The organism is Mesorhizobium intechi (assembly GCF_002879535.1).
Lineage (GTDB): Bacteria > Pseudomonadota > Alphaproteobacteria > Rhizobiales > Rhizobiaceae > Mesorhizobium > Mesorhizobium intechi.
The window spans coordinates 1-13,048 of sequence record NZ_PNOT02000089.1; the positions used below are offsets into that span (position 1 = coordinate 1).

The 13,048-nt window shown below is 62.5% G+C and carries 14 protein-coding genes; 7 read left to right on the forward strand and 7 right to left on the reverse strand.

Translation table 11 applies throughout. The annotated features are described in order from the left end of the window. Positions 1 to 413, forward strand: a 413-nt coding sequence (locus C1D09_RS34200; RefSeq protein ID WP_342780214.1) for a hypothetical protein, incomplete at its 5' end; no start/stop codon positions are given. A gap of 411 nt (positions 414 to 824) precedes the next feature. Here the strand turns inward: C1D09_RS34200 and C1D09_RS08350 are convergent. Together C1D09_RS08350 and C1D09_RS08355 are read right to left on the reverse strand one after the other, a co-directional pair. Continuing rightward, positions 825 to 1,154: a YciI family protein gene (locus C1D09_RS08350; protein WP_143973828.1), complete on the reverse strand. Its 330-nt coding sequence runs from the start codon at positions 1,152 to 1,154 to the stop codon at positions 825 to 827. Positions 1,155 to 1,200: 46 nt separating this feature from the next. Then, on the reverse strand, positions 1,201 to 1,869 hold the full coding sequence (locus C1D09_RS08355; RefSeq protein WP_167514525.1) for a glutathione S-transferase family protein: 669 nt from the start codon (positions 1,867 to 1,869) through the stop codon (positions 1,201 to 1,203). 168 nt (positions 1,870 to 2,037) lie between these two features. On the opposite strand from C1D09_RS08355, the gene C1D09_RS08360 reads away from it, so the two are divergent. Then, the gene (locus tag C1D09_RS08360; protein ID WP_167514526.1) at positions 2,038 to 2,226 is read left to right on the forward strand and encodes a CsbD family protein; all 189 of its coding nucleotides are present in this window, start codon (positions 2,038 to 2,040) and stop codon (positions 2,224 to 2,226) included. A 54-nt stretch (positions 2,227 to 2,280) separates the two neighbouring features. Here the strand turns inward: C1D09_RS08360 and C1D09_RS08365 are convergent, their stop codons facing one another. The 4 genes from C1D09_RS08365 to C1D09_RS08380 form a co-directional block, all read right to left on the reverse strand. Further along, positions 2,281 to 3,414: a metallophosphoesterase gene (locus tag C1D09_RS08365; protein ID WP_143973830.1), complete on the reverse strand. Its 1,134-nt coding sequence runs from the start codon at positions 3,412 to 3,414 to the stop codon at positions 2,281 to 2,283. Positions 3,415 to 3,667: 253 nt separating this feature from the next. Further along, positions 3,668 to 4,789: an NAD(P)/FAD-dependent oxidoreductase gene (locus C1D09_RS08370; RefSeq protein ID WP_143973831.1), complete on the reverse strand. Its 1,122-nt coding sequence runs from the start codon at positions 4,787 to 4,789 to the stop codon at positions 3,668 to 3,670. 56 nt (positions 4,790 to 4,845) lie between these two features. Next, positions 4,846 to 6,387 carry an amino acid ABC transporter permease/ATP-binding protein gene (locus C1D09_RS34030; RefSeq protein ID WP_143973832.1) on the reverse strand — a complete coding sequence of 514 codons (1,542 nt, stop codon included), beginning with the start codon at positions 6,385 to 6,387 and terminating at the stop codon, positions 4,846 to 4,848. 99 nt (positions 6,388 to 6,486) lie between these two features. Beyond that, a complete protein-coding gene (locus tag C1D09_RS08380) occupies positions 6,487 to 7,326 on the reverse strand; it encodes an ABC transporter substrate-binding protein (protein WP_143973833.1) in 840 nt (279 codons plus the stop codon). A 224-nt stretch (positions 7,327 to 7,550) separates the two neighbouring features. On the opposite strand from C1D09_RS08380, the gene C1D09_RS08385 reads away from it, so the two are divergent. Then, positions 7,551 to 8,639: a LacI family DNA-binding transcriptional regulator gene (locus tag C1D09_RS08385; RefSeq protein WP_143973840.1), complete on the forward strand. Its 1,089-nt coding sequence runs from the start codon at positions 7,551 to 7,553 to the stop codon at positions 8,637 to 8,639. 7 nt (positions 8,640 to 8,646) lie between these two features. Here the strand turns inward: C1D09_RS08385 and C1D09_RS08390 are convergent, their stop codons facing one another. Next, positions 8,647 to 9,201, reverse strand: a complete 555-nt coding sequence (locus C1D09_RS08390) for a TetR/AcrR family transcriptional regulator (RefSeq protein ID WP_167514527.1) — start codon at positions 9,199 to 9,201, stop codon at positions 8,647 to 8,649. Between the two features lie 77 nt (positions 9,202 to 9,278). Here C1D09_RS08390 and C1D09_RS08395 point away from each other — a divergent pair, with 77 nt between their 5' ends. The 4 genes from C1D09_RS08395 to C1D09_RS08415 form a co-directional block, all read left to right on the forward strand. Then, positions 9,279 to 10,127: an NIPSNAP family protein gene (locus tag C1D09_RS08395; protein WP_425463407.1), complete on the forward strand. Its 849-nt coding sequence runs from the start codon at positions 9,279 to 9,281 to the stop codon at positions 10,125 to 10,127. A 600-nt stretch (positions 10,128 to 10,727) separates the two neighbouring features. Beyond that, positions 10,728 to 12,125 (forward strand): class II fumarate hydratase, encoded by a 1,398-nt coding sequence (gene fumC / locus C1D09_RS08405; protein WP_143973835.1) that lies wholly within the window; start codon positions 10,728 to 10,730, stop codon positions 12,123 to 12,125. A 177-nt stretch (positions 12,126 to 12,302) separates the two neighbouring features. After that, on the forward strand, positions 12,303 to 12,725 hold the full coding sequence (locus C1D09_RS08410) for a DoxX family protein (RefSeq protein ID WP_143973836.1): 423 nt from the start codon (positions 12,303 to 12,305) through the stop codon (positions 12,723 to 12,725). Positions 12,726 to 12,881: 156 nt separating this feature from the next. After that, a partial coding sequence (locus tag C1D09_RS08415; protein WP_143973837.1) for a DoxX family protein occupies positions 12,882 to 13,048 on the forward strand: 167 nt, incomplete at its 3' end.

Here is a 13,048-nt window from a genome sequence, read left to right on the forward strand (position 1 = left end):
GAATAAAACCAAAACCTTTGGTGGCGTTGAACCATTTAACTGTGCCGGTGCTCATAAACGAACCCTTTCCATGGCAAATATTCGGTAATCTCGGTGCGACTGCACCGCGATTTTTGTCTCGATTTTTGATGGGGAAGTTCGTCAAAGGCGCGCATGCATGCGCGGATAACAAAAGTCAGTCAAACAAATATCGACATAGTTCTTCTAGACTGCTTTTGTCGCAGAGTCAATTTCTGGTTTTCTCCGAGGCTCATATTCAATTTCAGGTTGTCACGCGAATGGAACCTCAACTGATGAACGGAAAAAAACACACCACTCCGGAACCAATTCCACGCCAGCGCATTTCCTTTTGGTCAGCAATTTCAGAGAGCAATCTCAGGAACGCTGACCAAAGGACGCCTCCCGCACAATAACCGGTGCGAGGGGCGTTCTTATTTGTGCCAAAGGCCAGGCTCTTTCCCGAATCATTGTGACGGCCCGCGACTGGGTGGGGCTCGCGCAGCGGCACCGGTTGCCGGGCGATGCGATAGACCTTCTGCTGGCCGACGATGCGCGGCTGGCGGCGGCATTGGAACAGGCCAAGGTTCCCATCGCTCGCACGATCCAGGCGCTGCTTGGGCGACCCGAGAATGTGGAGTTCGACGCGTCGACAAGCCCCATGATCTTAGCAGGCTGCTCAGCCGTGAACGGCCCATCTGGCGTTGAGCGGGAAGTCTTCGCGCCTCACACCGCAAGCAAGGTCCCAGCATCTGCTCGACGAGCTTTTGCCTGACATGCTGGAGGCGCTGTGGCCGGAGCCAGGCCGTTAGCTTGCGGTGTCGGCCCTACATGATCGTGCTGATCATCGGCAGGATCTCGTAGCGGAAGCCGCGACCCGACCTTGCCACTGGATCGCCATCGGTCACCGCCCTTGCCTCGGCCTCGCTGCCGGCACGCAGGATCAGCAGGCCCCAAGGGCCGGCCGGATCGGCGACCGGGCCAGCCAAGATCATGATGCCGTCGCGCAGCTTGGCGCGCAGATAGTCGGCATGCCGGCTCATCAGCTCTCTTTCCGCGTCCGTCATGGTGAAGGCGAAGTCCGGCCGCGGCGGTATCAGCCGGCAATGGAAGATCCTTGTCGTCGCGGCTTCAGGTGGTGCTTCGTGGCTGGCCATCGGTCCTCCTCCAGGAGCGAACCCTTATTGCTGTCCGTCATTCGGTCTATTCGTCCGGCCCCGGCTCGGGCCATGGCTCCTTCGCCGCCTCCGCATACCAGTGCCGCATCGCCGGCATTGCCAGCACGGCGTCGACATAGGCCCTGGTGTCGGGCGCGAGTTCGCCGCCATAGGTGTCGAAGCGGGTGACGACCGGCGCATACATGGCATCGGCCGCGGTGAAATCGCCAAACAGGAACGGACCGCCCTTGCCGTATTTCTCGCGGCATTCGCGCCACAGCGCCTCGATGCGCGCCCGCTGCACTTCCCCTTCCGGGTCGAGCGGCTTGTGCCCCTTCGGTCGCCGCAAATTCATCGGCCAGCCATAGCGTACCTCGCGAAAACCGGAATGCATCTCGGTCGCCGCCGCGCGCGCCAAGGCACGGGCGCCGATATCGGTCGGCCAGAGTTTTTTCTCGGGAAACAGGTCAGCGAGATACTCAAGAATGGCAAGGGTTTCCCAGACGATCCTGCCCCCTCCCTTGGACGGCTTGTGGTCGAGGACGGGCACCTGACCGGTCGGCGACACCTTCGCCAGATTGGCAAAGGTCTCGGGCGTACGCAGCCGCACAAAACCTTCTTCGAACGGGATCTCCAGATGCTTCATCGCCACCCATGGCCGCAGCGACCACGAGGAGAAGCATTTGTTGCCGATGTAGAGCGTGAATTCCGCCATTTTTCTCCCCATGCGCACGGTGCGTCCGCGCAACCTATCCCGCCAGCATTGCCACCGGAAGCGGGTCCGCGCAGTCATCCTATTCCGCAACAGCGCCCGGAACGTAATCGACGGCGGCCCGTTTGTTGCCGACGGACGAATTCCCCCGAATTCAAACTCCTCCCAGAGATGCGGAACATGGTGAACAAGAATCACGTCGCCGGTCTGGCCAAGCAGGTCAAGGGCGCGGTCAAACAGGCCGTCGGCAAGGCGACCGGCAACAGACGGACCCAGGCCGAGGGCATGGCCGACAAGGTCGCCGGCAAGGTTCAGAAGGTCTATGGCGACGTGAAGGACAAGGTCAGGAAGGCACTCTGATCCCGCAGCGAGATGCGTGGCCAATCGAAAAGGCCGCCATCAGGGCCACACTTTTCAAGTGCTCCAGCCCTTGCTGAAGGCGTTGGTGAAGGTGACCTCGCCTTGGTCGCCGATTGCCTCGCCCAGCACCACGTCCATGCCATCGCTGGTCACTCGGGCCACGGCGAACCCTCCCATATAAGCGGCCTTCGGCTTGAACAGGTCGAGCCCGTCACGGCGGTAGATCAGCGGGGTGTCATGCTGATGGCCGTGGAAGATGCCGACGACATTGTAGCCCTTCATCGCCGCCAGCAGCGCCTGTCTGTCCCCCTCGCCCCACCAGTGCGGCGCACCGGCGCCGTCATCGTCATAGGTGCGCTTGGCGGGATCCCACCGCTCCGTCGAAAACGTGTCCCAGCCATAGTGCTGGAACAGGATGACGGGGCGGCCATCCGCCGCATAGGTCGCCAGATCCTGCTTGAGCCAAGGCAGGCTCGAGTCGGCGCCGTGACCGGTGTCGCCGGTGAAACGATGGGCCTGGACCAGGTGCAGGCCGCCCCAATCCCATGAATAGCAGTCAGTGTCGACATCATAGCTGGTGGCCGGCACAGGTGGTTTGAAGAACACGCCCGGGCGGTGGTTGACCTCAACGTAGTCGCGCAGTTCACGCCGGTACCAATCGACATGATGCGGCGGACCGTTCTGGTCGAGGTCATGATTGCCGAGCCCCACATAGACCGGCATGTGGACGCGATCCGAGCCGACGCCTTGGCTATAGCGCTGGCTGAACTGCAGCAGCTGCGTGCCCTCGCTCGGCTGGGTGATCTGGCCACCGCCATCGTCTGTGATGTCACCGCCGACGACCAGACCGAGCGGCATGCCGATCCGGTTGCCGGCCGAACGCAAGCCGGTGGCGACGCCGTTGATCTCGGCCGGCCAGTGCTTGTCATTGATGGCATTCAGCGCCGCGACATTGCGCAGCAGCGCGACGTCGGTCTTGCCCTCCAGCCGGCAGTTGGGGCTGAGGCCGCTCGCCATTCGGCAGGCATGGACATCGGCGATGAACAGGAAGGTGGCGTCGATGGGCTGGATGCGCTGCCCGGTCTGTCCGAGCGCCGGGCGTGAAAGCGCTCCGGCCGCGGCAAGACCCGCGGCCTGCATCAGAAAGCAGCGTCGTGAAAGCAATTGTGGCGCCCCGCGTTTCATCATCGGCGGAATTTCAGCACAGGCGACGTCCGTCCGTCCAGTTTCGGCTGCACTGTCTTGACCATCGACATCGCAATCAACGTTTGGCGTGGCCCGGCATCCAAAGCGAGTTTCGGCCGGTCGCGGGCGGGATGATCTCCGTCGCCACGCCTATGAGTCGCGGTCAGCGCGGAATCGTTCAACGACTACGAGACGATCAAGCCGCTCGCCGCGTAGAGGGGGCATGGCGCGCAGGAAGCCTTTTGGACCGGTCTGATCAAAAGCGGCTTGGACGGAAGTTCGCAAGCAGCGGATGCTCAATGCCGCTGGCGATCTCGCCGGCAAGCAACTCGCCCGCGATCAGGCCAAGCGTTGCGCCGCTATGGCTGAAGGCAACATAATATCCCTGGATATCCTTCAATTGACCAAAGACCGGCTCGCCGTCTCCGGGGATCGGCTTGGGTCCGACACCGTGACTTTGCAGTTCCAACTTTGGATGTCCCTCGATGACCTTCGAGGCCTCGTCGAGCAGCCCCTGAATGGTCGAAGCCTTGACGCTGTAGGTGCCGTCCGAATTGACCACCACCTCTTCTTCAGACCAAGCGGAATCGAGCGCGAGGGCTCCGTCCGGTGTCGGCCGGATAGCGACGCGCGGCGTGTTGAGCACGGCCCGCAGGGGCAAATCGACCGGCTTGGTCCTGACGAGCAGCGCGATCGGCGTCCCATCGGCGATATACTGTTGGGCGTCCGCAACCATTCGCGGCACATCGCCGCCGGTCGCCAGGAGTACCGCGTCGGCAGCAAGGCTGATGCCGCTTGTCGTCGTGACGCCGGTGGCACGGCCGTCGACGACCGTGACCGCGGCGATTCCAGCATCGGTGACCAGTTGCCCGCCACGCTCCACGAACTCCGCAATCAATATCTCGATCAGCGACGGCAGGTCGACCCAGCCCTCGCCGGGATTGAAGATCGCGCCTTGCGGTGTGACGGCGCTTGCTGCGACACCTGGCGTGACCGAGGCTATGGCGTGGGCGGACAGATGTTGCGCGTCATAGCCGAGGGCTTTTTCATGGGCGAAGACATCGTCGATCTCGTTCGAGGCGTCATCCGCGTCCCATGTCAGGCCACCGTCGAAACGCAGCCAGGCGGCATCGGGATACCTCGCCGACAGCGTCCGGTAGCGGTCGATGCCGATCATGCGCAGGCGATGATATTCCGCCGATCGCTTGCGCGCGGAATTGAGCCAGGCGAGCGAACGGCCGGAAGCTCCCTTGGCGAGCGGTCCATCATTGACCAGGACGGTTTGGACGCCGAGCCTTGCGAGATGAACAGCCGAGGAGACACCGAAAATGCCGCCCCCGACAACAACGACCTTTGAGACCGAACGTGGTGTAGCCATGGGATGTTCTTTCACTGGTGAGGTTGGATTGGGCGGCCGTCTCGGGGCTCATGCTGTCAAAGCACTTCGGCAAGGAAGTGCTTCAGACGCGTGCTTTTCGGCGTGTCGAAGATCGCGGCAGGCGTGCCGACCTCGATGACGCGGCCTTCATCCATGAAGGCGACCTGATCGGCGACTTTGCGGGCAAAGCCCATTTCATGGGTCACCACGACCATTGTCATGCCGCGCCGGCCGAGGTCCGCCATCAGGTTGAGAACGCCCTTCACCAGTTCGGGATCGAGAGCGCTCGTCACTTCGTCAAACAGGATGACCTCCGGGTCCATTGCAAGCGCACGGGCGATTGCCACACGCTGCTGCTGTCCGCCGGAAAGACCGCCGGGACGATGGTGTTTGCGGGCGGCAAGGCCAACATCAGCTAGGCGCGTCTCGGCGATTCGTTCAGCCTCCTGCGCCGGAATGCCCTTGATCTTGGTCAGCGACAGCATGACGTTTTCCAAGGCCGTGTGATCGGGAAACAGATTGAAATGCTGGAAAACCATGCCGACACGCCGCCGCAGTTTTTCAGGCTTCATTGCCAGTATGCTCGCGCCATCGAGCAGCACGTCACCGCCTTTGGGTTCGACCAGGCGATTGAGGCAGCGCAGCAGCGTCGACTTGCCCGATCCTGATGGGCCGATGACGCAGGTGACCGTCCCCGGTTTGACTGTCAGGCTGACCCCCTTGAGGACATCGAGATTGCCATAGGCCATGTCGAGATCGGTGATGGTGAGACTGCCGCCCTTGAAGCGGGGAAGCGCAGCGTTGCCTTCAGGGTCGGCCTCGGAGTGCGGGCGGCTGATTGCGCTCTCCAGTTCGCTCACTTCGGCAAGGCCGCTGGTGACAAGGCCGGCTTTTTGCTTTCCGACGCGCAGCGAATTGTCGATGTAATTGACCACATGGGTCAACGGCACGGTGATAACGAGATAGAAAACACCGGCCAGAAGCAATGGAGAGAGGTTTCCGGTGACCACAGCCTGGTCCTGACCGACACGGAAAATCTCGCGCTCCGACGCGAGCAGACCGAGGAAGTAGACAAGGCTCGAATCCTTGACGTTGCCGATGAACTGATTGACCAGGGCTGGCAAGACGCGGCGGATGCCTTGCGGTATCACGATCAGGCGCATGCCTTGGCCATAGCTCATGCTGAGCGCCCTGCAGGCCTCCATCTGCCCGCGCTCGACGCTTTGAATGCCCGAGCGGAAGATTTCGCCGATATAGGCGCCGGCGATCAGGCTGAGGGCGAGAATGCCAAGCGGATAGGGCGAAGGGCCAAAGATTTCGCGGCCGATGCGGGCAAAGCCCTGGCCGATCAGCAGAATCGTGACGATCGCCGGAAGGCCGCGGAAAATATCCGTGTAGACCCGGGCGGGAATGCGCAGCCAGCGCGAGTGCGAGATGCCCATGACTGCCAGGATCATGCCAAGAATGACACCCAGCACCGTGGACGCGACCGCAAGGATCAAGGTGTTCTTCAGTCCGATGGTGATCATGCTGGGCAGCACGTCCGCCATGGCCTGCCAGTCGAGGAAGCTGCGCCGCAAGTTTTCAAGCCAGTCCATTCGCCCGCCTTTCGGTTGCGCTGCCCGCATCGTCCGCCGTCAAGCACGGCGGCGGCGTAAGGTGCGGCCGCCGGCTTTTGCGCCGGCGGCCGGGTGCGGTCACTTCTTCGGGAGATACTGGTCAGGCATGGGCGAACCGGGGAACCACTTCTCGTAGAGCGTCTTCCAGGTTCCGTCCTGCATGGCCGCGTGAAGGGCGGTGTTCAAGGCACCACGGAACTTGTCATTGCCCTTACGCACCACGAAGCCTGCCGGGGCATCGAAGGACGGGATATTGATTGCGATCTTGAGGCCGGGATAGCGCTCGCCATACTGCTTGGCGGCCTCGTAGTCGAGGAAATGCGCGTCGACGGTTCCGTTGTTGAGTGCTGAAACGGCCGAGTTGTTGTCGGGGAACTTGACGAGATCGGTTCCGACAAAGTTCTTCGCCGCGTAGATTTCCTGGAGCGTCCCCTGCACGACGCCGAGGCGCTTGCCCTTGAGCCCGTCGGCCGACGTGATCGCCTTGTCCGAGGTAAGCACAGAGAGATAGCCGGCAAGATACCCGTCGGAAAAATCGACCGTCTTCTTGCGCGCTTCCGTCGTGCCGATCGCCGCGACCGCGACGTCGAAGCGTCCGTTCGCAACCGAGGGCATCAGCGCCGAGAATTCCTGACCGGTGAAGATCACCTGGTCCGGCTTGAATCCAAGGCGGCTGGCGACGTTGCGGAACAACTCGATGTCGAAGCCGGTGAACGTGCCATCCGCCTGGGTGAAGGCGTAGGGTTTGGCGTCGCCCATCGTGCCAACTGAAATGACTTTCGCATCAATAAGACCATAGGGATTGTCATCCGCGGCGGCGGCTCCCGAAGCCAACCCGGCGCCGATGCCGATGGCCAGAAGAGCCATCACACCGATCTGGATCGGTGACATCAACGACTTAAGAATTCCTGTGCTCATGTCTTCTCTCCACTCTGAAGGTCTGTTCTTGTTGGTATTTGTGTCGAGCCCGCGCTTGACATCGCCCCGACAGCGACCCGCTGAATGTGCAGGACGTCCCTTTAGCCTACCAGCTCGCAATTTTCTATAAAGAGACCGGTCTCTTGTTGATTGAGACCGGTCTCTTTGATAATCGTTATCGCCAGATTGACCTCCCGTCAACAACTCTTGTAGTCGTTCGTCCGATGAAAAGAACCGCGCCCAAGACCCCGTCGATAACGGTCAGCGATGTCGCCCGGGCGGCAAACGTATCGAAGGCGACAGCCGCGCGCGTGCTCGGCGGATACGGCGTCGTCAGCGATGCGATCCGCGCGGACGTCACGGCCGCGGCCAAGGCGCTGGACTACCGGCCGAACGAGCTGGCTCGCAGCATGACAACCGGCCGGTCCGGCATCATCGGGGTGGTTGTCGGCGACATCGAGAACCCTTTCTTCAGCCTCGCGGTGCGCGGCATCAGCGATGCGGCAAGGGCAGCCGGGTTCAACGTCATTCTGGCCAACTCCGGCGAGAGAATCGACGTTGAGAAGGCAGCCGTGCGGCTGTTGATCGGCAAGCGCGTCGACGGGCTGATCGTCACGCCATCGGAATCGCGTGACATATCGCACCTGCGCGACATCCATCGTTCAGGCCGGCCGCTCGCCCTGCTTGACAGGGCGCTGCCCGATCTGGACGTCGATACAGTCACGGTCGACGACCGCGGCATCGCCATGCGGGCGACCCGCATTCTTGTGGATGCCGGACACCGCAACATTGCCTATGTGACCGCGGTCGACGCCAAAGGGCATGAGTACCGCGATCTCGGTCAGATCTACACCTCGTCGGTTCGCGAGCGCATCGACGGTTTCCTCACAGTGTGCCGGGATGCCGGGATCGATCGGCCAGAACGCTTTGTTCGGCTTGGTGCAACAAGCCCCGCCGAAACGCGCAGGGTGGCCGACGCGATGCTGTCCGGGCCAGATCGGCCTACAGCAATCCTTGCATCCGACAGCGTCATAGCACTGGAGATATTCAGAGTGATCCGCCAGCGCGTCTTGCGGGTTCCCGAGGACATTTCGCTAATCACCTTCCATAATGCGGACTGGACGAGCGTGACAACACCACCCATTACCGTCGTCGACCAGCCCGTCTACGCGCTTGGCAAGGGTGTCGCGGAATTGCTCATCCGGCGGTTGAAGGGAGATCCGCGCCCTGCGGAAAGGCTCATTCTGCCAACATCGATCTTCGAGCGCGGATCGGTTGGCCCGCCCTCAAAAGCCATCGTCAACCGCGCGTAGCCGCGGCTCAGGCTTGGCCAAGTGCCGCCAGACAGTCGCGCAATGGGCCTGGGTCCTGCGCCGTCTTGGCCATCGACATGGCGCCGGAATAGCCAGCGACGGCAAGTGCCGCAAAATGCTGGGGATCGGTGCCTTGCTCCCTGCCCTCCTGCTGGTCGGCTTTGATCTTGTCGGCGATCGCCTTGCGCCATGCCGCAAAGATGCCAGCAAGGGCAGCGCGGAAATCCGGATCGGCGAGCGACAATTCATGCGCCAGATTGTTGAGCGGACAGCCGCGCACGAAACCCTGCTGTTCCAGTTCCGTCGCGACGGCCTCGAACACGGCCCTTACCCCTTCGCGCGCCGAAACCGCTGCCTTTACCGGCGCGATCCATGTCGCCTCGACCGCTGCCGCCACACGCTCTTCGATCACCGCCAGGGCCAGCGCCTTCTTTGTCGGGAAATGATGATGCAGCGCGCCGCCGCTGACACCTGCCACTGTCATGAGATCGCCGAAGCTGGTCGCGTGATAGCCGCGCGCCTGGAACGCGGCTTCGGCGGCATCGAGCACTTTGCAGCGCATGCCCTCGGGGTCGTTGACGCGCTTTCGTGCCCTTGCGCCTGATCGAATCTCTGCTGACATCGTCACAGAATAGCAAGTTGACAAAACCGGACAACCGGTTTGTTTATAAACAGGATGATCACCCTGTTTTTGGAGACCAGCGGATGAACCTCCCTCTGAACGTCGCGCCGATGGCTGCTACGCTCGCCTCGCCCGTCGTCGAATTGCGGCAGTATACGTTGAGGCCCGGGCGCCGCGAAACATTGATTGCCCTCTTTGACCGCGAGTTCATCGAAGGCCAGGAAGCGGCTGGAATGACCATCATCGGCCAGTTCCGCGATCTGGACCGTCCGGACATGTTCGTCTGGCTGCGTGGCTTCGACAGCATGGCCGCACGCAAGGAGGCGCTGGCCGCCTTCTACGACGGGCCGATCTGGGCGGCGCACCGCGACGCAGCCAATGCGACCATGATCGATTCGGACGATGTGCTGCTGCTGAAGCCGGCATGGCCGAGCGCCGGCTTCGGCCTGTCAGGACTTCAGCGGCCGGCTCCTGCCGAGCACAAAATCTCCAGCAATCAGAACGGTTTGGGTGGTATTGTTGTCATCCGGATTCATCATTTGCGATCAGGAGCGGGGGCCGAATTCGCCAGTCGCTTCGCGGCGGAGGCGGCGCCGATGATGAAGGCGCCCGGTGTGCGCCTCCTCGCCGCTTTTGTCACCGAACATGCCGAAAACAGTTTTCCGCGGCTGCCGGTTCGGGCCAGCGAGAACATCTTTATGTCCGTCGCCCGGTTCGACAGCGCCGAAGCGCATGCAAGCCACGAAGCCGCCCTCGCAGGCGTGCCGGCATGGCGGGCCTTTTGGCGGGCAGCTCAGCTTGATCCGGCCAAACCAACCGAGACCCTGCGGCTGTCCCCCACGTCGCGATCCCTGGTCGGGCGCTAGGCGTCGAACGCCTCGATGATGGCCCCTGCGACAAGGGCCGGGTCCTCCCAATGCGGGTTGTGGCCGCACGCCTCGGCGCGCACGAGGCGTGCCCCCGCCAGGCAACGCGACAGCGCCGCTGGTGCGCCTCTGCCGAACAGCGGGTCGCACGCTCCGGCGATGATCAGTGTTTGGGTTCGCCGGGCGCCTCGGTGGTCAGGTCGGCGCGGCGGATCTCGTCCAGGATGGCACGCCAGCGCGCCGCGGGCATGGCCGATGCGTCTCATCGGCGTAGACCTGCTCTGGCCTGCCGAATGGGCGCAGCTGTCCCATCCAAGCATAGACAACCGAGGAAGTTCTTACCCCGGGATAGGCCGGCGGCTTGGCCCAGCCACGACTATGCAGTGCTCTGGCATTGGCCAAGGCGATCTCGGAGTGCCCGATGCGGAGGACTCTTCGCGATCGACGGCGATACCCGGCGTCCTCTCCTTCTCGCGCAAAGGAAGAAGGACGAACCCTCGTCTTCAACCGATTTGCATTCCGGCTGTCCGCAATCTCCGCTTGAAGCCATTTGTGCAACGCGATACGCCCTTGCCCAAATCGATACACCGGAGACTTGCCGTGAGCACGCCAAAGACCAGAACCGAAACCGATACGTTCGGCCCCATCGAGGTTGCCGCCGACCGCTATTGGGGCGCGCAGGCGCAGCGTTCCCTGGGTAATTTCAAGATCGGCTGGGAAAAGCAACCGGCCTCGATCGTACGCGCGCTGGGCATCGTCAAGCGCGCGGCGGCGGAAGCCAATATGGAGCTGAAGCGGCTGGATCCGGCGATCGGCAAGGCGATCATCGCGGCCGCGCAAGAGGTTATCGACGGCAAGCTCAACGATCATTTTCCGCTGGTTGTCTGGCAGACCGGCTCGGGCACGCAGTCCAACATGAACGCCAATGAGGTGATCTCCAACCGGGCGATCGAGATGCTGGGCGGCGTCATGGGTTCGAAGAAGCCGGTGCATCCCAACGACCACGTCAATATGAGCCAGTCGTCGAACGACACTTATCCGACGGCCATGCATATCGCCTGCGCCGAGCGTATGGTGCACGATCTGCTGCCGGCGCTGAAGCACCTGCACAAGGCGCTCGACGCCAAGGCCCGGGCCTTCAACCACATCATCAAGATCGGACGTACCCACACGCAGGATGCCACGCCCCTTACGCTCGGCCAGGAATTTTCCGGCTATGCGGCGCAGGTCGCCTCGTCGATCAAGCGCATCGAAATGACACTGCCCGGCCTGCAGGAACTGGCGCAAGGCGGCACCGCCGTCGGCACCGGCCTCAACGCGCCGGTCGGCTTCGCCGAGCGAGTGGCAGATCGCATCGCCGCCATCACCGGCATCGCTTTCGTCACCGCGCCAAACAAATTCGAGGCGCTCGCGGCGCACGATTCCATGGTGTTCTCGCACGGCGCCATCAACGCGGCGGCTGCGGCACTCTTCAAGATCGCCAACGACATCCGCTTCCTCGGCTCGGGCCCGCGTTCGGGCCTCGGTGAACTGTCGCTGCCGGAAAACGAACCCGGCTCGTCGATCATGCCAGGCAAGGTCAACCCGACGCAGTGCGAGGCGATGACGCAGGTCTGTGTGCAGGTATTCGGCAACAATGCGGCGCTGACCTTCGCCGGCAGCCAGGGCCATTTCGAGCTCAACGTCTACAACCCGCTGATGGCCTACAACTTCCTGCAGTCGGTGCAATTGCTTGCCGACGCTTCGGTCTCCTTCACCGACAATTGCGTCGTCGGCATCGAGGCGCGAGAAGACAACATCAAGGCGGCGCTCGACCGCTCGCTGATGCTGGTCACGGCGCTAGCGCCCACCATCGGCTATGACAATGCCGCCAAGATCGCCAAGACGGCGCACAAGAACGGCACCACGCTGCGCGAGGAAGCGCTGGCCACCGGGCTGGTCAGCGAGGCCGATTATGACCGGCTGGTGCGGCCGGAGGACATGACGCATCCGGGGTAAGGTGTTTTTCGGTGGGAGAATTTACTCCCGCCTTCGCATCACCCGACACGAATTTCGCGCTCTTTTGCCATTCACGAAAATGTATAGCCTGTGAACAATGTGTCGCCACATCGGCGGCTTTGGTGAACAGTCGGCATCGTCTATCTCAGGGTCATTCGACCCATTCGGAGAGACACCATGTCCATCAACACTTCCACCGCCGGCGCCGGCACTGCGTCCAACAGCTCTGTCACCATCCTGCTCGGCCGCATCCTGCTCGCGGTCATTTTCCTGCTTTCCGGTTTCGGCAAGCTCACCGCCATTTCCGGCACCGCGGCCTACTTTGGCGGCCTCGGACTGCCCGCCCCGACCGTAACGGCTGTGGTGGTCGGCCTGATCGAACTGATCGGCGGCCTCGCCATCCTCGTCGGCTTCCAGACCCGTATCGCCGCCTGGGTGCTCGCGATCTTCACCGTCGCCACCGGGCTGGTCGCCCATACCGGTTGGGCTGATCAGATGCAGATGATCCAGTTCCTCAAGAACCTCGCCATCACCGGCGGCTTCCTGCTGCTGGCTTCATCGGGCGCCGGTGCCTATTCGATCGACGCCAAGCGCGGCTGAACCTCCCTCCCAAGCCTCGATTAAAGCGGCGCGGAATTTTCCGCGCCGCTTTTCGTTGTCTGGAATAGCAGGGTCCGGTTTCGGCCGAGGCCTCACAGGCGTAGACTTCGGGGCAGCCGGCTGAGGCCCAAGGGGGCGCCGGCAAGGGAGGTAGCCATGACCCGCGATGCTTTGCTTCTGGTTTCGCGACTGCTGTTTGCCGTGCTGTTCGTGCCGTCCGGCTTCCAGGCACTCGCCAACATTGCCGGCACATCCGATTATTTCGCCGGCCTCGGCATGCCGCTGCCGACCCTCGCGGCCTGGGGCACGGGCCTGTTCGAGCT